Annotated in this window: 14 protein-coding genes; 11 read left to right on the forward strand and 3 right to left on the reverse strand. The window is 73.1% G+C overall.

Annotated elements, in window-relative coordinates; genetic code table 11:
* The first annotated feature begins 5 nt into the window (after positions 1-5).
* From ABZ490_RS41810 to ABZ490_RS41845, 8 genes are read left to right on the forward strand one after another with little or no spacing between them, the layout of a single operon-like run.
* Positions 6-2,084, forward strand: a complete 2,079-nt coding sequence (locus ABZ490_RS41810) for an acetoacetate--CoA ligase (protein WP_359002788.1) — start codon at positions 6-8, stop codon at positions 2,082-2,084.
* 45 nt (positions 2,085-2,129) lie between these two features.
* Positions 2,130-3,950, forward strand: a complete 1,821-nt coding sequence (locus ABZ490_RS41815) for a PEP-utilizing enzyme (protein WP_359002790.1) — start codon at positions 2,130-2,132, stop codon at positions 3,948-3,950.
* 17 nt (positions 3,951-3,967) lie between these two features.
* Positions 3,968-5,062 carry a PEP/pyruvate-binding domain-containing protein gene (locus ABZ490_RS41820; protein WP_359002792.1) on the forward strand — a complete coding sequence of 365 codons (1,095 nt, stop codon included), beginning with the start codon at positions 3,968-3,970 and terminating at the stop codon, positions 5,060-5,062.
* Positions 5,059-5,550 (forward strand): biotin/lipoyl-containing protein, encoded by a 492-nt coding sequence (locus ABZ490_RS41825; RefSeq protein ID WP_359002794.1) that lies wholly within the window; start codon positions 5,059-5,061, stop codon positions 5,548-5,550. The genes ABZ490_RS41820 and ABZ490_RS41825 overlap by 4 nt, the downstream gene beginning before the upstream one ends.
* Positions 5,547-6,911 (forward strand): biotin carboxylase N-terminal domain-containing protein, encoded by a 1,365-nt coding sequence (locus ABZ490_RS41830; RefSeq protein ID WP_359002796.1) that lies wholly within the window; start codon positions 5,547-5,549, stop codon positions 6,909-6,911. The genes ABZ490_RS41825 and ABZ490_RS41830 overlap by 4 nt, the downstream gene beginning before the upstream one ends.
* Positions 6,904-8,379, forward strand: coding sequence for a biotin carboxyl carrier protein (locus tag ABZ490_RS41835; protein ID WP_359002798.1), 1,476 nt, complete (start codon positions 6,904-6,906; stop codon positions 8,377-8,379). The genes ABZ490_RS41830 and ABZ490_RS41835 overlap by 8 nt, the downstream gene beginning before the upstream one ends.
* Positions 8,360-9,223, forward strand: a complete 864-nt coding sequence (locus tag ABZ490_RS41840) for an HAD-IIA family hydrolase (protein ID WP_359002800.1) — start codon at positions 8,360-8,362, stop codon at positions 9,221-9,223. The genes ABZ490_RS41835 and ABZ490_RS41840 overlap by 20 nt, the downstream gene beginning before the upstream one ends.
* Positions 9,224-9,275: 52 nt before the next feature.
* Positions 9,276-10,241 carry a D-2-hydroxyacid dehydrogenase family protein gene (locus ABZ490_RS41845; protein ID WP_359002803.1) on the forward strand — a complete coding sequence of 322 codons (966 nt, stop codon included), beginning with the start codon at positions 9,276-9,278 and terminating at the stop codon, positions 10,239-10,241.
* Between the two features lie 7 nt (positions 10,242-10,248).
* On the opposite strand, the gene ABZ490_RS41850 is transcribed toward ABZ490_RS41845, so the two are convergent.
* Complete coding sequence (locus ABZ490_RS41850) at positions 10,249-12,582, reverse strand: excinuclease ABC subunit UvrA (RefSeq protein WP_359002805.1); 2,334 nt, start codon at positions 12,580-12,582, stop codon at positions 10,249-10,251.
* 86 nt (positions 12,583-12,668) lie between these two features.
* Positions 12,669-13,877 (reverse strand): GNAT family N-acetyltransferase, encoded by a 1,209-nt coding sequence (locus tag ABZ490_RS41855; RefSeq protein ID WP_359002807.1) that lies wholly within the window; start codon positions 13,875-13,877, stop codon positions 12,669-12,671.
* A 160-nt stretch (positions 13,878-14,037) separates the two neighbouring features.
* On the opposite strand from ABZ490_RS41855, the gene ABZ490_RS41860 reads away from it, so the two are divergent.
* Positions 14,038-15,240 (forward strand): cytochrome P450, encoded by a 1,203-nt coding sequence (locus ABZ490_RS41860; protein ID WP_359002809.1) that lies wholly within the window; start codon positions 14,038-14,040, stop codon positions 15,238-15,240.
* Between the two features lie 12 nt (positions 15,241-15,252).
* Here the strand turns inward: ABZ490_RS41860 and ABZ490_RS41865 are convergent, their stop codons facing one another.
* Entirely contained in the window at positions 15,253-16,695 is a 1,443-nt protein-coding gene (locus tag ABZ490_RS41865) for an MFS transporter (RefSeq protein ID WP_359002812.1), read from the reverse strand.
* A 355-nt stretch (positions 16,696-17,050) separates the two neighbouring features.
* Between ABZ490_RS41865 and ABZ490_RS41870 the strand changes: the two genes are divergently transcribed.
* Positions 17,051-18,313, forward strand: coding sequence for a tryptophan 2,3-dioxygenase (locus tag ABZ490_RS41870; RefSeq protein ID WP_359002820.1), 1,263 nt, complete (start codon positions 17,051-17,053; stop codon positions 18,311-18,313).
* Positions 18,314-18,370: 57 nt separating this feature from the next.
* On the forward strand, positions 18,371-19,384 hold the full coding sequence (locus ABZ490_RS41875) for a hypothetical protein (protein ID WP_359002822.1): 1,014 nt from the start codon (positions 18,371-18,373) through the stop codon (positions 19,382-19,384).
* The last annotated feature ends 36 nt before the right edge of the window (positions 19,385-19,420 follow it).

Genomic DNA, 19,420 nt, shown 5'->3' on the forward strand with positions numbered 1-19,420 from the left:
GCGACATGGCCGTCGAGGCAGCGGGGGATTTCCCCGGGACCGCACCGGAGTCCGGCGAGGCCGGCGGGCCCGCCGTGGTCGCCGAGGGCGACCTGCTGTGGACGCCCGGCCCGCAGCGGATCGCCGCGGCCCGGGTCACCCGGTTCACGGACTGGCTCGCCCGGGAGCGGGGGCTGCGGTTCGCCGGCTACGACGCGCTGTGGCACTGGTCCGTCACCGACCTGGAGGGATTCTGGGGCGCGCTGTGGGACTACTTCGGCGTCCGGTCCGCGACCCCGTACTCCGCGGTGCTCGGCAGCCGGGAGATGCCGGGTGCCGAGTGGTTTCCCGGGGCGCGGCTGAACTACGCCGAGCACGTCCTGCGGCAGGAGCGGCCGGACGCCGACGCCATGATCTCCTGCGCGGAGGGCGCCGCTCCCGCCGGCCTGCCCTGGGCGGACTTCGCGGGCCGGGTGCGCGTCCTGGCGACCCGGCTGCGGGCGCTCGGCGTCCGCCCCGGCGACCGGGTCTGCGGATATCTGCCGAACGTCCCCGAGGCCGCCGTCGCGATGCTCGCGACGACCGCGATCGGCGCCGTGTGGGCGAGCGTCTCCCCCGACTTCGGCTCGCGGGGCGTCATCGACCGGCTCGGCCAGCTCCGGCCGAAGGTCATGTTCTGCGTCGACGGCTACCACTACGGCGGGAAGACCTTCGACCGCCGGGACGAGGTGCGCCGTATCGCCGACGCGCTTCCCGGCCTGGAGCACGTCGTCCTGCTGCCCGTCCTCGACGACGGGGACGCGGCACCGGCCGTCCCCGGCGCGCTGCGGTGGGACGAGATGCTCGACCACCCGCCCGTGCCCGCCGAGGGCTTCGCCTTCGCGCACGTGCCGTTCGACCACCCGCTGTGGGTGCTGTTCTCCTCGGGCACGACGGGCCTGCCCAAGGCGATCGTGCACGGGCACGGCGGCATCCTGCTCGAACAGCTGAAGCTCCAGACCTTCCACATGGACCTGGGCCCGGGCGACCGGCCGCTGTTCTTCACCACCACCGGCTGGATGATGTGGAACTTCCTGATCAGCTCCCTGCTGGTCGGCGCCTGCCCGGTGCTCTACGACGGCAACCCCGCCCACCCGGAGCCCGACGTGCTGTGGCGGATCGCGCAGGACACCCGGACCACCTTCTTCGGGGCCAGCCCCGCCTACGTCGACCTCATGACCAGGGCCGGCGTCGTGCCCGGCGAACGGTACGACCTGTCCGCCCTGCGCACGGTCATGCCCGCGGGCTCGCCGGTGTCGCCCGCGTGCACGGCCTGGTTCCACGCCAACGTCGGGGCCGACCTGTGGATCGCCACCGGCAGCGGCGGCACCGACTGCTGCACCGGTTTCGTCGGCGGGGTGCCCACCCTGCCGGTGTACGCCGGCGAGATGCAGGCCCGGTCCCTGGGGGTCGCCGCGTACGCCTACGACGAGCGGGGCCGTGCCGTCGTCGACGAGGTCGGCGAACTGGTGATCACCCAGCCCCTGCCGTCCATGCCCGTGACGTTCTGGGGCCCGGACGGGGACGAGCGCTACCGGCGCACCTACTTCGAGGACTTCCCGGGCAGCTGGCGGCACGGCGACTTCTTCAAGGTCAACGCGCGCGGCGGCTGCTTCGTGACGGGCCGCTCCGACGCCACCCTCAACCGGCAGGGCGTACGCATCGGCACCGCGGAGATCTACCGGGTCGTCGAAGCCCTGGACCAGGTCACGGGAGCCCTGGTGGTCAGCCTCGACCTGCCGGACGAGACGTTCTTCATGCCGCTGTTCGTGGCCCTGGACGACGGTGTCACGCTCGACCCCGTCCTGGAGCGGACCATCCGCGACCGGCTCCGCCGGGAGTACAGCCCCCGCCACGTGCCGGACCGGATCATCCAGGTCCCGGCCGTTCCCACCACCCCGACCGGCAAGAAGCTCGAGGTGCCGGCCCGCCGGATCCTGCTCGGCACCCCCGTCGAGCAGGCCGCCGACCGCAGCGCCGTCGCCGACCCGCGCGCCCTCGACGCCCTCGCCCGGTACGCCCGTACCCAGCGCGACTACCCCCTGCCCACCGCCGCCGTCGTCTGAGCCGCCGTCTCCTCCCCTGCCTGAGCCGCACCCCTGGAGAGCACCATGACAGCTGACAGAACCGCCCCCGGCTTCCCCCTCCCCTCGGAACTCCCCGAGGTGGCGGGTGCCGAGAACTGGGCCTCGATGTACCCCTACTACACCCGGTTCCAGCCCGAGGACGACCAGCGGTTCTGGTTCTACAACGCGATGCACTTCCCCGAGCCGATGCCCGCGTTCGACGCCGTCACGGCCGAGACGCCCTACACCGCGCTCGGCGCCAACACCGCGCGCGTGTTCGCCTTCCCCACCACGCTCGGCATCGAGCACCGCATCGTCAACGGCCGGGTCTACATCACCGCCAACCCGGTCACCGACCCCGAGGAGATCGGGCGCAGGCTCGCTGAGTTCAGCGAGCGGGCGGGGTACTACTACGAGAACTGGGACGACCTCTACCAGGGCTGGGTCACCCGCATCACCGCACTGATCGACGAGGTCCAGCGGATCGAGGTGCCCCGGCTGCCCGAGTTCGAGGACCCGGAGGTCGTGTTCCAGGCGAAGGGCGTCGCCCAGAACCACTACGTCCGCGAGAACTACCACCGCCTGATCGACCTCTACTCGAAGATGTGGCACCACCACTCCGAGTTCCTGATGCTCGGCTACGGCGCCTACGTGGTGTTCTTCGAGTTCTGCAAGACCTCCTTCCCGGAGATCCCCGACCAGGACGTGGCCCGTATGGTCGCCGGGATCGACGTCATCCTCTACCGCCCCGACGACGAGCTGAAGAAGCTCGCCGGGCTCGCGGTCGAGTACGGCGTCGACGACCTCTTCGTCGAGGGCTGCGAGCCCGCCAAGGTGCTCGCCGCGCTCGCCGCCCGCGGCGACGGCGGCCGGCGCTGGCTCCAGGCCCTGGACGACGCCCGCGAGCCGTGGTTCAACATGTCGACCGGCGCCGGTTTCTACCACCACCACCGCAGCTGGAACGACGACCTCACGGTGCCGTTCGCGGCGCTGCCCGGCTATGTCGACCAGGCCAGGAGGGGCGAGCTGCTCGACCGCCCCACCGGCCGGCTCACGGCCGAGCGCGAACGCATCGCCCAGGAGTACCGCTCCCTGCTCGCGGGCGAGGACGAACGGGCCGCCTTCGACCAGATGCTGGGCCTGGCCCGGGTCGTGTTCCCCTTCGTGGAGGACCACAACTTCTACTGCGAGCACTACTTCACCACCAAGTTCTTCGGCAAGGTCCGCGAGTTCGGCGAGCTGCTGCGCGACCGGGGAGTGCTGGCCGACACCGAGGACGTCTTCCACCTCGACCACACCGAGGTCGGCCAGGCCCTGACCGATGTGATGCTCGCCTGGGCGGCCGGCACCCGCCCGGCCGGCACGGCCCATGTGCGGGCCAAGGTCGCGGAGCGCAGGCGGATGCTGGAGGCGCTCGCGGGCTGGTCCCCGCCGCCCGCCCTGGGACCGGTCCCCGAGGCGCTCAACGACCCCGCGGTCCGCATGCTGTGGGGCATCACCGCCGAGACCGTCCGGGCCTGGTCCGCACCGGCCACGGCCGACGATCACGAGGTACGCGGCTTCGCCGCCTCGCCCGGCGTGGTCGAGGGCACTGCCCGCGTGCTGCTCAGCGCCAACGACATCGGCCAGGTCCGGGAAGGCGAGGTACTGGTCTGTCCGGTGACCGCGCCCAGCTGGGGCCCGGTCTTCGGCAAGATCGCGGCCGCCGTCTCGGACATCGGCGGCACCATGTCGCACGCCGCGATCGTGGCCCGCGAGTACGGGCTGCCCGCCGTCGTCGGCACCGGCCACGCCACCCGGCGGATCACCACCGGACAACGACTGCGCGTGGACGGCGACCGCGGCATCGTCACCATCCTCGACTGAGCCTGGGGAGCACGACCATGAACACCTCACCCCATGTCCGCCGGTTCGCGGAACTGCGGCTGACAGACCGTCCCACGGTCGGCGGCAAGGGCGCGAGCCTCGGCGAACTCACCTTCGCCGGCGCGCCCGTACCGCCCGGCTACGTCGTCACCACCGCGGCCTTCGAGGCCTTCCTCTCCGCCCTCGACCCGGACGGCGGGATCCGCACCGCGATCGGGGCGCTCGACTCCGAGGACACCGAGGCGATCGCCCGCGTGGCCGGACCCGTCAGGGAGCGCATCGAGGCGGCCGAGCTGCCCGAGGAGGTCGCGGCGGCGATCCGCGGCCACTACCGCGCCCTGGACGGCGAGTCCGACACCCCCGGCGAGCCCGCTCCCGTCGCCGTACGGTCCAGCGCCACCAGCGAGGACGCCGAGGACGCCAGCTTCGCCGGGCTCCAGGACACCTACCTGTGGGTGCGCGGCGAGGACTCCCTCGTCGAGAACGTCCGCCGCTGCTGGGCCAGCCTCTACAGCGTCGAGTCGGTCAGCTACCGGCGACGGCTCGGCCTGCCGGAGCACGACCTCGCCATGGCCGTCGTCGTCCAGCGCATGATCGACCCGCGCTGCGCCGGCGTCATGTTCACCCGCAGCCCGCTCACCGGGGACCGCTCGGTGGTGGCCCTGGAAGGTTCCTGGGGTCTGGGGTCGGCTCTCGTCAGCGGTGACGTGACCCCCGACAAGTACGTGATCGGCAAGGTCACCGGCGACATCTGCTCCCGCACGGTCTCGGCGAAGCTGCGACAGCACCGGATGGACCCCAGCGGCTCCGGGGTGCTGGAGGAGGACGTACCGGACCACCTTCGCGAGGAACCCTGCCTGTCCGACGAGGAGATCCACGCACTCGTACGGCTCGCCCGCCGGATCGAGTCCCACTACGGGTCCCCCCAGGACATCGAGTGGGCGATCTCCCGCAACCTCGTCCCCGGCCAGAACATCTTCCTGCTCCAGAGCCGCCCCGAGACCGTCTGGGCGAGCCGCGGGACGACCCCGGCGGCCGCGCCGAAGGCCAGGGCGTTCGACCACGTGCTGTCGCTCCTCGGCGGCACGGGCTCCCCCGGGGGCACGCGGTGAACCTGACCGGTGAGGACGTCCAGGACATCCTGCGGATCATCGACGGTATGGAGGTCGACCGCCTCCATCTGCGCACCGGCCGCTTCGAACTGACACTGCGCCGAGGCGACGACGGCGCCTGGACACAGTCCACCCGGACGACGGCCGAGCCGGTACGCGTCGACGCCCCCGAGGCACCCGCCGCCCAGAACGGGGCTGCCCCGGAGAAGCGGACGGAGCCGGCCCGCGAGGGCCTGACCGAGGTCCGCACGCCGCTGCCCGGCGCCTTCTACCGGGCCCCGAAACCCGGCGCGGCCCCCTTCGTGGAGCCCGGGGACGAGGTCACCGGGACCACGGTCGTCGGGATCGTCGAGACGATGAAGCTGATGAACTCCGTCTACGCCGGGGTGTCCGGCACGGTGGCGGACATCTGCCTGGAGGACGGCGACTTCGCCGAGAGCGGCGCCGTGCTGATGTTCGTCGACACCCGGGCGGGAGGCACGCCGTGATCCTGCGCCGTGTCCTGATCGCCAACCGTGGCGAGATCGCCCTGCGCATCCTGCGCACGTGCCGGCGGCTCGGCATCGAGACCGTGCTCGCGGCGTCCGACGCCGATCTCGACTCCGTACCGGCCCGGCTGGCCGACCGGGTCGTCCGCCTCGGCCCGGCACCGCCCTCGGCGAGCTACCTCGACGTCGACGCGGTCCTCGCCGCGGCCAGGGCCGCCGGAGCCGACGCCCTCCACCCCGGGTACGGCTTCCTCTCCGAGAACCAGCGGCTGGCCCGCGCCTGCGCCGAGGCGGGCATCGTGTTCATCGGCCCGACCGTCGAGCAACTGGCCGCCGTGGGCGACAAGCTGGAGGCCCGTCGGCACGCCGTCGCGGCCGGCCTGCCGGTCGTGCCCGGCGGCCCCCTGGAGGACACCGGGGACGCGGCGCGGCTCGCCGCCGCGATCGGCTTCCCCCTGCTGATCAAGGCGGTCGGCGGCGGCGGGGGCCGGGGCATGAAGCAGGTCCACGATCCCGCCGACCTCGCCGCCACCGTCGATCTGGCCGTCGCCGAGGCGGGCGCCGCCTTCGGCGACCCCCGGGTCTACCTCGAACGCTTCGTCGCCACCGGACGGCACGTCGAGGTGCAACTCCTCGCGGACGGCGAGAACGTCGTCCACCTCGGCACCCGCGACTGCTCCGTGCAGCGCCGCTACCAGAAACTCATCGAGGAGGCCCCCGCGCCCGCCCTCGACCCGGAGCTGCGCGAGGAGATGCACCGCGCCGCCGTGGCCCTCGGCAAACACCTGGAGTACCGGGGCCTGGGCACGGTCGAGTTCCTCGTCGACGTCGACCGGGGCACCTTCTACTTCCTGGAGATGAACGCCCGCATCCAGGTCGAGCACCCCGTCACCGAGGCCATCACCGGGCTCGACCTCGTCGCCGAGCAACTCGCCGTCGCGGAAGGACGACCCCTGTCCTTCGGGCAGGCGGACGTGTCCTTCGGCGGCCACGCCGTCGAGTGCCGGATCAACGCCGAGGACTGGGCCCACGACTTCCGGCCGAGCCCCGGCACCGTGACCGGGGCGGTCTGGCCGCTCGGTGACGGCATCCGCGTCGACACCCACCTCCAGACGGGCGCGAGCGTGCCGCCGTACTACGACTCGCTGCTCGCGAAGCTGATCGTGCACGGCCGGGACCGCGCCGACGCGCTGGCGCGGCTGCGCGGCGCCCTCGCCCGGTGCGCGGTCGACGGGGTCACCACCAACCTCGCCCTGCACCGGGCGGTCCTCGAGGAAGGCGATTTCACCGAGGGCGGGGTGGACACCGCCTGGTTCACCCGCTTCCTGCGCGACCACCCCACCGGGAGCAGCCGTGGCTGACATCCAGCTCGTCGACGTGTCGCTGCGCGACGGCAACCAGAGCCTGTGGAGCGCGACCGGACTCGACACCGGCAGGATCCTCCAGATCGCGCCGGTCCTGGACCGGGTCGGCTTCCGCGCCCTCGACTACACCTCCAGCACCCATATGGGCATGGCGGTGCGCACCCACCGCGAGGACCCGTGGGAGCGCATCCGGCTGACCCGCCGCGCGATGCCCCGTACCCCCTTGCAGTTCATCGGCACCGGGCTGCGCTTCATTTCCTGGGAGGTCGCGCACCCCGAGTTCATGCAGCTCGTCTACGACCGGCTGGTCGCGTCCGGTGTGACCCGGTTCGTCGTCCTCGACCCCATGCACGACCTGGACGCCGTACGCGAGTCCGCCCGGATGATCCGGGCGGCCGGCGCCACCGAGATCGTCGGAGCACTCACCTACACCGTCAGCGACGTGCACGACGACGCCCACTACGGCTCCCTCGCCGCACAGCTGGCCGCCTGCCCCGACATCGACCGCGTCTACGTCAAGGACCCCGGAGGCCTGCTGACGGCGGAACGCGCCGCCACCCTGATCCCGGCCGTCCTGAACCACCTCGCCGGCACACCGCTGGAGCTGCACTCCCACTGCACCGTCGGACTGCCGGGACTGACCTACCTCAAGGCCGCCGACCTGGGCGTACAGGCCCTCCAGGTCGCCTGCGGGGCCCTCGCGGGCGGCACCTCCCTGCCCGACGCCCAGCAGGTCGTGGCCAATCTGCGCGAACTCGGCCACACCGTCGACATCGACGACCGGCTGCTGGGCGTGGTCGCGGACTACTTCCACCGCATGGCGGCCGCCGAGGGGCTGCCCGTCGGCGGCCCCCGGGACTACGACGCCGCGTTCATGCGCCACCAGGTGGCCGGCGGCGTGATGACCACCCTGCGCCGCCAGCTCGACGAACTGGGGTTCGGCGACCGCTTCGACGCGGTCATCGAGGAGGTGACCCGGGTCCGCGCCGAACTCGGCCACCCCATCATGGTCACCCCGTTCCCCCAGATGGTGTGCACCCAGGCGCTCTACAACGTCATCGGCGCCGCACGCTACGAGAACGTCTCCGACCAGGTGATCCGCTATGTGCTGGGCAGCTTCGGCAGACCCACCGCCCCCGTGGACCCCGAGGTCGCCGACCGCATCCTGGGCCGGCCCCGGGCGAGGGAACTGGCCGCGGAACCGCCCCCGCCCACCGTCGCCGAACTGCGCCGGCGCTTCCCGCGCGGCATCAGCGACGAGGAACTGCTCCTGCGGGCCACCATGCCCGCCGAGCAGGTGGACGCCATGGTGGCGGCCGGTCCGGCCCGACGGCACTACAACCCCGACGTCACACCGGTGCTCGACCTGCTCCACGGCCTGCGGACCCGCCCGGCCGTCCCCGAACTGGTCCTGGACCGGCCCGACTTCCGACTGGAGCTGCACCGTGACCGCCGAGACGGCTGACGAGACCGCCCGCCCCGCCGACCGCCTGCGGACCGTCCGCGGCATCGTCCTCGACCTCGACGGCACCCTCGTCCTGGGCGACCGGCGCAACCACGGGCTCACCCCCCTGCCCGGAGCGCTGGAACTCACCGCCGCGCTCACCGCCCGCGGTCTGCCCTGGCTCACCTTCACCAACGGCACCACCCGCACACCCGAGGCCTACGCCCGGACCCTGCGCGCGATCGGCTTCGACCTGCCCGACGACGCCCTGCTCACCCCCGCCACCAGCGCCGTCGACCACTTCCTGGCCGAGGGCCACCGCAGCGTGCTGGTGCTCGGCGGCGACGGCCTGAAGGAGCCGCTCCGGCAGGCCGGCATCGAGGTCGTCGCGCCCCGGGGCAGGCCCGTGGCCGACGCCGTACTGGTCGGCTGGTACCGGGAGTTCACCCTGGACGACCTGGAAGCCGCCTGCCACGCCGTCTTCGGCGGCGCACCCCTGTACAGCAGCTCGCAGTCGGTGTTCTTCGCCAGCGCCGACGGCCGGGCCCTGGGCACCTCCCGGGCCATCTGCGCCATGATCAGCAGCGTCACGGGCGTCACCGAACAGATCGTGGGCAAACCCTCCCTGGCCGGACTGCGCTGCGCCGCCCGGCGGCTGGGCGCCGCGCCGCGCGAGCTCGCCGTCGTCGGCGACGACCCGGAACTGGAGATGGCGATGGCCCACCACGCGGGCGCGCTCGCCGTCGCGGTGGCCACCGGCATCCACCCGGCCGGCCACTACACCGCACTGCCGCCGGAACAGCGCCCGCACCTCACCCTCGACGGCGTCGGCGAGCTCCTCGACCTGCTGCCCACGGCCGGCTGACGACACGGCCACCCGACGACACGGCCCTCCCCCTGCCAGGCAGAATGTCCGCATGACCCTTCGCTGTGCCGTGCTCGACGACTACCAGGACGCCGCCCTCACCCTGGCGGACTGGAGCGTCCTCGACGACCAGGTCGCGGTGCGCGTCCTGCGCGAGTACATCGCCGACCGGGACGTACTCGCCGCCGAGCTGGCCGACTGCGAGATCGTCGTGATCATGCGGGAGCGCACCCCCTTCGACGCCGAACTCCTGGGTCGGCTGCCCCGGCTGCGGCTGTTGGTGACGACGGGCATGCGCAACGCCTCCGTCGACCTCGCCGCGGCGGCGGCCCAGGGGGTGACGGTCTGCGGCACGGCGAGCAGCCCGACCCCGCCGGTGGAGCTGACGTGGGCGCTGCTGCTCGGCCTGGCCCGGCACCTCACCACCGAGCACCGGGCCCTGCGCGAGGGCGGCCCCTGGCAGTCCACCGTCGGCCAGGACCTCGCAGGCCGCACCCTGGGCGTGCTCGGCCTCGGGAAGATCGGCACCCGGGTCGCCCGCGTCGCCACCGCCTTCGACATGGAGGTCCTGGCCTGGAGCCAGCACCTCACCGCGGAGCGCGCCGCCGAAGCGGGAGTCCAACTCGCGCGGAACAAGGAGGACTTGCTCCGCCGCAGCGACTTCGTGTCCCTCCACCTCGTCCTGTCCGACCGCACCCGCGGCCTGCTGGGCGAACCCGAACTGCGCGCCATGCGCCCCCACGCCCACCTGATCAACACCTCGCGGGCCGCCCTCGTCGACCGGACGGCCCTCCTGACCGCCCTGCGCGAGGGCTGGATCGCCGGAGCGGGCCTCGACGTCTTCGACACCGAACCGCTCCCCGCCGACGACCCCCTGCGCACCCTGCCCAACGTCCTCGCCACCCCGCACCTCGGTTACGTCAGCGAGCGCAACTACCGCACCTTCTACACCGAGGCCGTGGAGGACATCGACGCCTTCCTCGCCGGCAGCCCGCTGCGGCGGCTGACGGCCGGCTGAGTCCTCGTCACCCTCCGATCGCGCGGGCCAGATACGGTCCGCTCACGCTGCCCGCCGCCCGCGCCACCTCGGCCGGCGGTCCCACCGCCACGATCCGGCCGCCCGCGTCGCCGCCGCCCGGCCCCAGGTCGATCACCCAGTCGGCGCCCGCGACCACGGTCATGTCGTGCTCGACGACCACCACGGTGTGCCCGGCGTCGACGAGGCCGTGCATCTGCCGCATCAGCACCTCCACATCGGCCGGGTGCAGGCCGGCCGTGGGCTCGTCGAGGACGTACAGGGTGTGGCCGCGGCGCCCGTGCCGCAGCTCCCCGGCCAGTTTGATGCGCTGGGCCTCGCCGCCGGACAGCTCGGTCGCGGGCTGCCCGAGGCGCAGATAGCCGAGGCCCACGTCCAGCAGGGTGCCCAGGGTGCGGGCGGCGGCCGGGACGTCCGCGAAGAACTCCGCCGCCGCCTCGACGGTCAGGTCCAGCACCTGCGCGATCGTGTGCCCCCGGTACGTCACCTCCAGCGTCCGCGGGTGGTAGCGGGCGCCCCCGCACTCCGGGCAGGGCGTGTACGTGCTCGGCAGGAACAGCAGCTCCACGCTCACGAAACCCTCGCCCTGGCAGGTCTCGCAGCGCCCTCCCGCCACGTTGAAGGAGAACCGCCCGGCGCCGAAGCCGCGCTCGCGTGCCCCGTCGGTGGCCGCGAACACCTTGCGCACGACGTCGAAGAGGCCGGTGTACGTCGCCAGGTTCGAGCGCGGCGTACGGCCGATCGGTCTCTGGTCGACCGACACCAGCCGCCCCACACCCGGGAGGTCCTCGCCGATCTCCCCGATGAGCGTGGACTTCCCGGACCCCGACACGCCCGTGACGGCGGTGAACACACCCAGCGGGAACTCCGCCGTCACCCCGCGCAGGTTGTGCCGGGTCACCGGTCCGACCCGCACCAGGCCCCGAGGGGACCGGACCCGGCGGTCCGGGGCGGGGGAGCGGCCGAAGAGGTGGCGTGCCGTCGCCGACTCCGCGGCTCCGGCAAGCTCCGCCACCGGCCCGCTGTGCAGCACCCGCCCGCCGTGCTCGCCGGCCAGCGGCCCCACGTCCACGAGCCAGTCGGCGCCGCGCATCACCTCCAGGTGGTGCTCCACGACGAACACCGAGTTGCCCGCCGCCTTCAGCCGGTCCAGCACGGTGAGCAGGGCCTCGGTGTCCGCCGGGTGCAGTCCCGCGGACGGCTCGTCGAGGACGTACACCACACCGAACAGCCCGGACCGCAACTGCGTGGCCAGCCGAAGCCGTTGCAGCTCTCCCGCCGACAGGGTGGGCGTCGCCCGGTCCAGGCTGAGGTAGCCGAGGCCCAGTTCGAGGACGGGTCCGATGCGGGAGGCGAGGTCCTCGGTGAGGACCCGTGCCGTCGGCGAGGTGCCGGGCGGCAGCGCGGCCAGTTCCGCGAGCGGCAGCGCGGCCAGCTCGGCGATCGTCCGGCCCGCGAACGTCACCGCCAGCGCCTCGGGCCGCAGCCTGCTCCCGCCGCACGCCGGGCAGGGCGCACTCTCCAGGAACCGCTCCGCCTTCGCCCGCAGGGCCGGGCTCTTCGTGTCCGCGAACGTCTTCATCACATACCGGCGGGCACTCATGTACGTTCCCTGGTACGGCCGTTGGATGCGATCGGCGTCCCGGACCGGATGCACCGTCACCACCGGCTGCTCGTCCGTGAACAGGATCCACTCCCGCTGCTCGGCGGAGAGCTCGCGCCAGGGCCGGTCCACGTCGTACCCGAGCGCGTCGAGGATGTCGCGCAGGTTCTTGCCCTGCCAGGCGCCGGGCCACGCGGCGACGGCGCCCTCGCGGACGGACAGCGAGGGATCCGGGACCAGCGACGCCTCGCTCGTACGGTGCACCAGGCCGAGCCCGTGGCACTCCGGGCACGCGCCGGCCGCCGTGTTCGGGGAGAAGGCGTCCGAGTCGAGCCGCTCCGCGCCCGGCGGGTAGTCGCCCGCACGGGAGAAGAGCATCCGCAGCGAGTTGGAGAGATGGGTGACGGTGCCGACCGACGAGCGGGACGTGGGGGTGGCGCGCCGCTGCTCCAGCGAGACGGCGGGCGGCAGGCCGGTGATCTCCGCGACCTTCGGCGCGCCGACCTGGTGGATGAGCCGGCGCGCGTACGGCGCGACCGACTCGAAGTAGCGGCGCTGCGCCTCGGCGTAGATCGTGCCGAACGCCAGCGACGACTTCCCGGAGCCGGACACCCCCGTGAACACGACCAGTACGTCACGCGGGATGTCGACGTCCACGCCCTTCAGATTGTGCTCGCGGGCGCCGCGGACGCGGACGTACGGGTCGTGGGGACCGGGCATGGCGACGGGCTCCGAACAGGTCGTGGGCCGAACGGGGGACAAACCCTGCCATATTACGCGAGGGTGCCGCCGTCGGCGTCACGGGCTCAGAACCAGTGCAGGCAGTGCGGGGGACGCTCGGCCCGGAAGAGGGCGTCGGCGAGGGGGGCCGCGTCCGGGTGGTGGGCCCGGATGTGGCCGGCGCGGACGAGCGTGCTCGGGCTGGTGCCGCCCAGGTAGACCGAACCGAGATCCCGCACGTCCAGGGAGAGGTCGGGCTCCCGGTCCGTCGGGACGCAGTCGGCCTTGCCGTCCCGGACGGTCAGCAGATGGCGGCCGTGCTCGCCGAGGAACGGGTCGTCCACGTCGAGGACCAGCTCGCCGTCCGTGCACCAGCCGCGCGCGGTCAGCGCACCGGGCACGTCCAGCAGCCGTACCCAGAGCCAGTCCATGTCGCCGCCTACCCCACCGGCACGGAAGTCCGCGAGCTGCCAGCGCAGCGGGTGTCCCGGCGGGACGTGCTTGAACACCACCTGACCGACCAGGTCGTGTCCGAGCACGAACCGGGCCAGGGCCGTGAAGACCGCGTCGTCGCCGGCGACGATCTCGTCGACGGTCAGGGTGTCGGGATCGCCGATCGCATAGCCGGCGTATCCGTCCGGGACCCCGTCGGCGTCCCGGTGGACGGCGATGTAGCGCGGCGCCGACGAGACCGGGGGCTGACCCGCGCCCAGGTCCCACCAGCGGTGCGGCCGGGACAGCGCGCCGGGCTGGGCGCGGCGGTAGCGGTCGTAGACCTCTTCCAGGACCGCGCCGCACTCGGCACGCCGCAGCACCTCGATCGTGCCGGTGTCCGGACCCGCCGCCCGCGGACGGGCGAAGGCGCCCCGGTGCCGCGGCACCGTCAGCTGGTGCGTGTACGTCGCCGGTCCGTAGCCGAACCTGCCGTAGATGGAGGCCTCGGAGGCCAGCAGCACGGACAGGAACTCCCCCCGGCCCCGCAGCTCGGCGAGCTGGTACCGCATCATCGCCGTGAGCACGCCCCGGCGTCGGTGCGAGGGCAGGACCCCGACCATGCTCACCCCGCCGACCGGCACGGGGATCGCTCCCGGCAGGGTGAGCTCGAAGGAGTACGCCCCGGCCGTCCCGATGGCCCGCCCGTCGTCCGCCGTCGCGAGGACGCCACGCTCCATCTCGACCGCCGACCACCACACGCCCCGGCCCTCGTCCGGCGTCTCCGGGAACCGCCCGAACGCCGCGTGGAGCGTGTCGACGTAGACCCCCCGGTCCTGCTCGCTCGTGGAACGGATCTCCATCGCCGGCACAGCCTCCCCGCCTCTCGGACCCGCACCACCCGGCACGGGACCCGGTCACCATGCATCGCCAACCACCCGCCGGGTCAAGCGAATTACCCCTGGGGCCATGGCCGGACGAGGCCGCTCGGAGATCCCGCCCACTGCCTCTAGGGTGAGGACCATGCCGACCTCGACTCCCGCGCAGCCGCCCCTTGTCGACCCCGCCGAACTGGTCGCGGACCCCTATGCGGTGTACGGACGACTCCGCGAGGCCGGATCCGTTCACCGCATCGCCGGAACGGACGGGCTTCCGGCCTGGCTGGTCACCGGCTACGACGACGTACGCCAGGCGTTGTCGGACCCCCGGCTCTCCCTCGACAAGCGCCACGCGAAGCCCGGCGGCTACCGGGGGCTCACCCTGCCGCCGGCGCTGGACGCGAACCTGCTCAACATGGATCCGCCGGACCACACCCGTATCCGGCGCCTGGTCACCCACGCCTTCACCCCGCGCCGTGTCACCGGCCTGCGCGAGCCGATCAGGAGGACGGCGGAGGCGCTGCTCGACGCCATGGCACCGCTCGGCCGCGCCGATCTGATCGCCGCGTACGCCGCGCCCCTCCCGATCACCGTGATCTGCGAGCTGCTGGGGGTGGCCCCGCAGGACCGGCCGGACTTCCGGTCCTGGACCGATGCCCTCGTGGCCCCCGACCCCGCCCGCCCGGACCGGGCGCGGGACGCGGTCCGGTCCCTGCTGACGTACTTCACCCGGCTCCTCGCCGACAAGCGTGCCGCCCCCGCCGACGACCTGCTGTCCGCCCTGATCGCCGTACGCGACGACGAGGACCGGCTGAGCGAGGACGAACTGACGTCCCTGGCCTTCCTGATCCTGTTCGCCGGATACGAGAACACCGTCCACCTCATCGGCAACGCCACCCAGGCCCTGCTCCGCCACCCCGGCCAACTGGCCGCCCTGCGCGCCGATCCCGGCCTGATCGGCGGCGCGGTCGAGGAACTGGCCCGCTACGACGGTCCGGTGCCCCTGGCCATCCGGCGCTTTCCCGTCGAGGACATCACCATCGGCGGGGTCACCGTCCCGGCCGGCGAGACCGTCCTGCTGTCCCTGGCCGCCGCCCACCGCGACCCGCGCCGCTTCACCGATCCCGACCGGCTCGACCTCGGCCGCGACGCGACCGGCCATCTCGCTCTCGGCCACGGCATCCACTACTGCCTCGGCGCACCCCTCGCCCGACTGGAGACCGAGATCGCACTGGCCGCGCTCCTCGACCGGTTCCCCGGACTGGCCCTCGACGTACCGCCGGACGCACTGCGGTGGCGCCCCTCGATGAGGTCCCGCAGCCTTCAGGCGCTGCCCGTGCGCTTCTGACGACGGGCCGGCTCAGCCCTCCACGGACGGGGCCGAGCCCGGGAGCGGGCGGCCTGCCGATTCCGTGGTGAACCAGACCGCCAAGCCGCCCACGACGGCCGCGGCCATCATGTAGTACGCGGGCATCATCAGGTTTCCGGTCGCGCCGATCAGGGCCGTCACCACCAGCGGGGTGGTGCCGCCGAAGAGGGAGACGGAGACGTTGAAGCCGAGGGAGAGCGATCCGTAGCGGACGTTCGTCGGGAACAGCGCCGGCAGCGTGGCCGGCATCGCCGCCGTGAAGCAGACCAGCAGCAGGCCCAGCGCGCCCATGCCCAGCGCGATCGCGAGCAGGCTGCCCTGGCGGATCAGCAGCAGGGCGGGGACGGAGAGCAGCAGGAAGCCCGCGCAGCCCGCGGCGATCACCGGCCGGCGGCCCACCCGGTCGGTGAGGGCGCCCGCGAAGGGCTGGACGACCATCATCAGGGTCATCACGCCCAGCACGACGAGCAGTCCGTGCGTCTCGTCGTAGGCGAGTTCGCTGGTCAGATAGCTCGGCATGTACGACAGCAGCATGTAGTCCGTGACGTTGAAGACCAGCACGAGGCCGACGCACAGCAGCAGCGCCCGCCACTGTCCCGTGACCATCCGGCGCAGCGGCACCTTCGGGCGGCCGGTCCCGGCCTTCTCGATCTCCGCGGCGAACGCCGGGGTCTCCTCCAGCCGCATCCGCAGGTAGAGGCCGACGATGCCCATCGGGCCCGCGATCAGGAACGGGATCCGCCAGCCCCAGCTCAGCAGGTCCTCGGTGGACAGCAGCGCGGTCATCACCGTGACCAGGCCGGCGCCGCCGATGTATCCGGCGAGCGTGCCGAACTCCAGCCAGCTGCCGAGGAAGCCGCGCCGCTTGTCGGGCGCGTACTCGGCGATGAACGTGGACGCCCCCGCGTACTCGCCGCCGGTGGAGAAGCCCTGCACCAGCCGGGCGGCCAGCAGGAGCAGCGGGGCCCCGACGCCGATCGAGGCGTACGACGGGATCAGCCCGATGGCGAAGGTGCCCGCCGCCATCATGATCATGGTGAGGGCCAGCACCTTCTGCCGGCCGACCCGGTCGCCGAGCGGCCCGAAGACCATCCCGCCGAGCGGGCGGACCAGAAAGGCCGCGGCGAACGCGCCGAAGGTGGAGAGAAGCTGGGCGGTGGGATTTCCGGAAGGGAAGAAAACCTTTCCCAGAGTGACCGCGATATAGCTGTAGACGCCGAAGTCGAACCATTCCATCGCGTTCCCCAGCGCGGCGGCTTTCACGGCGCGTTTCACGAGTGCGGGGTCGGTGACGGTCACCGTCTTCGGAGCGGTCGGGGGAGCCGGGGGCGCTGAGGTGGGAGTCGCGGTCGGCAAAACGTCGCTCGCCTGCTTTCGTCGGGGACGGAAACGGGCCTGCTCGACGGCGCCGGCGGCAGGCCAAGGAGCGACCATAGGCACAACGGCGCCGCTCACGGGACGTGCACGCTTCGTTGCATGCTGCACCTAAAGGGCGTCCGGGCAGGCCGGACGCCCCGTTCGGGGAGCCACCGAGGCGCAGGGCGTTGTGAGCTATTTCGCTTCGCGGGAATGTGTCACGCGAACCCGGAACCGCACCTGCGTGACCGGGTCGGCGTGACCGGATATCGGTGACTTCAAGACCCGCGCCCGGAGGCGGAGGATCTCGTCCAGAAAGACTCGTCCCGAGTGAAGGACACCTCTCCATGGGCTCTCGAAATTCCCGCTCCCGTGTGCGGAAAGCAGGCACGGCAGGCGGAGGATCCGGTACGCCGACTTTCCGGAAACAGGCATGACGTCCGCGCCCCCCACGGCCGCCGGGGTCGTCGACGAACTGCGCGCCTGGACGGCCTCCGGGACCCCCGCGGAGTTCCCCTACACCCCGCTGCTCACGCATCTGCGGACGGTCGGCAAGCACTTCCTCGACCCCGCGCTCCTGCACCTGCTGGACGGGATACGCGGTGCGCTCCCCACCTCCGCGGACCCGGACGGACCCTCCTTCCTGCACCGGTTCCTCGACGTCGTCCTCGACAAGCACGACGGGCGCTACGACTACGCCAGCTACACCGCCCTGTCCCTGCTGACCCGGCCCGTCCCGGCCGACCGGCACGCGGCGCTCCGCTCACGCGACGAGGTGCTGCTGCTCCTGCTCGCCGACCTCCTGCGCTTCGAGCGAAGGTCGGCGACGGACACCCCGGACGCGCCGCTCGGCATGCCCCCCTCGCCCGAACTCGTCGCCAAACGCGCCCGGTTGGCCGTACGGGTGATGGAACCCGCCGCCCTGCGCACGCTGCCGCCGGGCCCGGCCGTCGACCCCGCGGCCGTCGCCGCGGTCCCGGGCCGCACCCCCGCCGGCCCGCTCGCCGCGGAGATCCTGCGCACCGCCGGCCCGGAGGAGGCGCGCGTACTGGCGGCCAGCGTGCAGCCGGTGTACGTCCTCCACGACGAATACCTGTTCCTGCGCACCCTCCAGTCGTTCGAGACGACCTTCACCTTCATGTCGTCCGCCCTGGCCACGGCCGTACGGCGGCTCGACGGCGACCGGCCCCGGGAGGCCGCCGACCTCGTCGGCGTGGTCGCCGACATCCTCAAGGAGTCCCTGCCGCTGTTCTCGCTGCTGGCGACCATGCGGCCGGAGGCCTTCCAGACCTTCCGCGTGTTCACCGAGGGCGCGAGCGCCATCCAGTCCGCGGGCTACAAGACCTTCGAGTCCCTGTGCTCCACGCCCAGCCGCGCCCGGCTCGCCTCCTCCGCCTACACCTCCGTACCGCAGGTGCACGCCTGGGTGACGGACGGACAGGCCACCGTCGAGGACACCTGGCACGGGCTGATCTCCGCACACCGGCTGGACCCCGCGGACGACGCGGCGCTGCGGGCGGCGGCCGACCGGCTGGAATCGGTGCACCAGCGGTGGAAGCAGACCCACTACCGCCTGGCCGTACGGATGATCGGCGAGCGCTCCGGCACCGGATACACCCAGGGCGTGCCCTACCTCGCGGCGGTCCTCGACAACCGGCTCTTCCCGGCCAGGGACCGGCACGGCGCCCTCGTCTGAACCGGCCGAACCGGCCCCCCCACGCCCACGCACACCCGCCCGGAGGCGTCCCCAGCGATGAGCAGACGAGCACAGCCCGGCAGGCCCGGAACGGCCCGCCGGACCATGAACCCCGCGGAGAGCAACCGCCTCTTCGTGTACGAGTACGACCGGGGCAGCAACTACGAGGAGGACACCCGGCTCACCGCCGCGCTGTCGGCGCTGCTGCCCGAGGACGAACTGGTCCACCCGGACCAGCGGCTGTTCCAGACGGTCCATCTGATCACCGAGTACGCGTGGTGCGAGATGCACTACGAGATGCGGCGGGCGGCCCGGGGGCTGGGCGGGCGCGACTACCTCCTCGCCGCCCAGCTGCTGGAACGCGCCGCCGCGACGGGCGACGTCGCGGTCCGGGCCCTGTGCGTGCTGCTGGACTTCCTGCCGCAGGAGAGTCTGCTGGCGATGCGCGAGACCTTCCCGGAGAACACCACCGGTCTCGACTCGCCCGGCGCCCGCAACCTGCGCCGTGCGGCCGCCGCGCTGTGGCAGGAGACGGAGGCCGCCCTCGCCCGCGAGGGGATCGGCATGCGTGAGGTCGTCCGGGCCCAGGGCCGCGCCGCGTCCCCGGCCCGCGAGGACCGGGCCCCCGACCTCGCCCTCGTACGACAGGCGCTGCTCCGGCTCGACGGCGCGGTGGCCGCGTGGAAGCACCACCACCTGCGGCTGGTCTGGTCCCAACTCGGCGGCCACCCCGAGACGGCCCCCGTCCCGGGCCCGACCACCGACTCCCCGGCCGACCCGGCCACCGGCTCACCCGCCGACCGGGACCCCTCCGCCGGCTCGGCCGCCGGCTCGGCCGCCGGCTCGGCCGTCGACCTGGCCACCGGCTCGGCCGCCACCCCGTCCGCGGCCCCGGCCGCCACGCCGTCCACCACCCGCGACGCCCGCGACGACCTGCCCAAGAGTCTGCGCGGGCAGTCCACCGCGGGGGTCCGGGCCATGGCCGAGCGGAGTCTCTTCCCGCGGCTGTGGGACTCCGTGGACGACACCTACCGGGCGCTGGTGCCCGACGAGCAGACCCCGCCCGCCTGAGCGGACGCGCGCCGGTCCCCCGAGGGACACGGCAGG

It is taken from the genome of Streptomyces sp. NPDC005811 (assembly GCF_040630405.1).
GTDB lineage: Bacteria > Actinomycetota > Actinomycetes > Streptomycetales > Streptomycetaceae > Streptomyces.

Bases quoted from the DNA above. Each gene is read 5' to 3' on its own strand.
- ABZ490_RS41810 (WP_359002788.1), top strand. From the start codon at position 6: ATGGCCGTCGAGGCAGCGGGGGATTTCCCCGGGACCGCACCGGAGTCC.
- ABZ490_RS41815 (WP_359002790.1), top strand. From the start codon at position 2,130: ATGACAGCTGACAGAACCGCCCCCGGCTTCCCCCTCCCCTCGGAACTC.
- ABZ490_RS41820 (WP_359002792.1), top strand. From the start codon at position 3,968: ATGAACACCTCACCCCATGTCCGCCGGTTCGCGGAACTGCGGCTGACA.
- ABZ490_RS41845 (WP_359002803.1), top strand. From the start codon at position 9,276: ATGACCCTTCGCTGTGCCGTGCTCGACGACTACCAGGACGCCGCCCTC.
- ABZ490_RS41850 (WP_359002805.1), bottom strand. From the start codon at position 12,582: ATGCCCGGTCCCCACGACCCGTACGTCCGCGTCCGCGGCGCCCGCGAG.
- ABZ490_RS41855 (WP_359002807.1), bottom strand. From the start codon at position 13,877: ATGGAGATCCGTTCCACGAGCGAGCAGGACCGGGGGGTCTACGTCGAC.
- ABZ490_RS41860 (WP_359002809.1), top strand. From the start codon at position 14,038: ATGCCGACCTCGACTCCCGCGCAGCCGCCCCTTGTCGACCCCGCCGAA.
- ABZ490_RS41865 (WP_359002812.1), bottom strand. From the start codon at position 16,695: ATGGTCGCTCCTTGGCCTGCCGCCGGCGCCGTCGAGCAGGCCCGTTTC.
- ABZ490_RS41870 (WP_359002820.1), top strand. From the start codon at position 17,051: ATGACGTCCGCGCCCCCCACGGCCGCCGGGGTCGTCGACGAACTGCGC.
- ABZ490_RS41875 (WP_359002822.1), top strand. From the start codon at position 18,371: ATGAGCAGACGAGCACAGCCCGGCAGGCCCGGAACGGCCCGCCGGACC.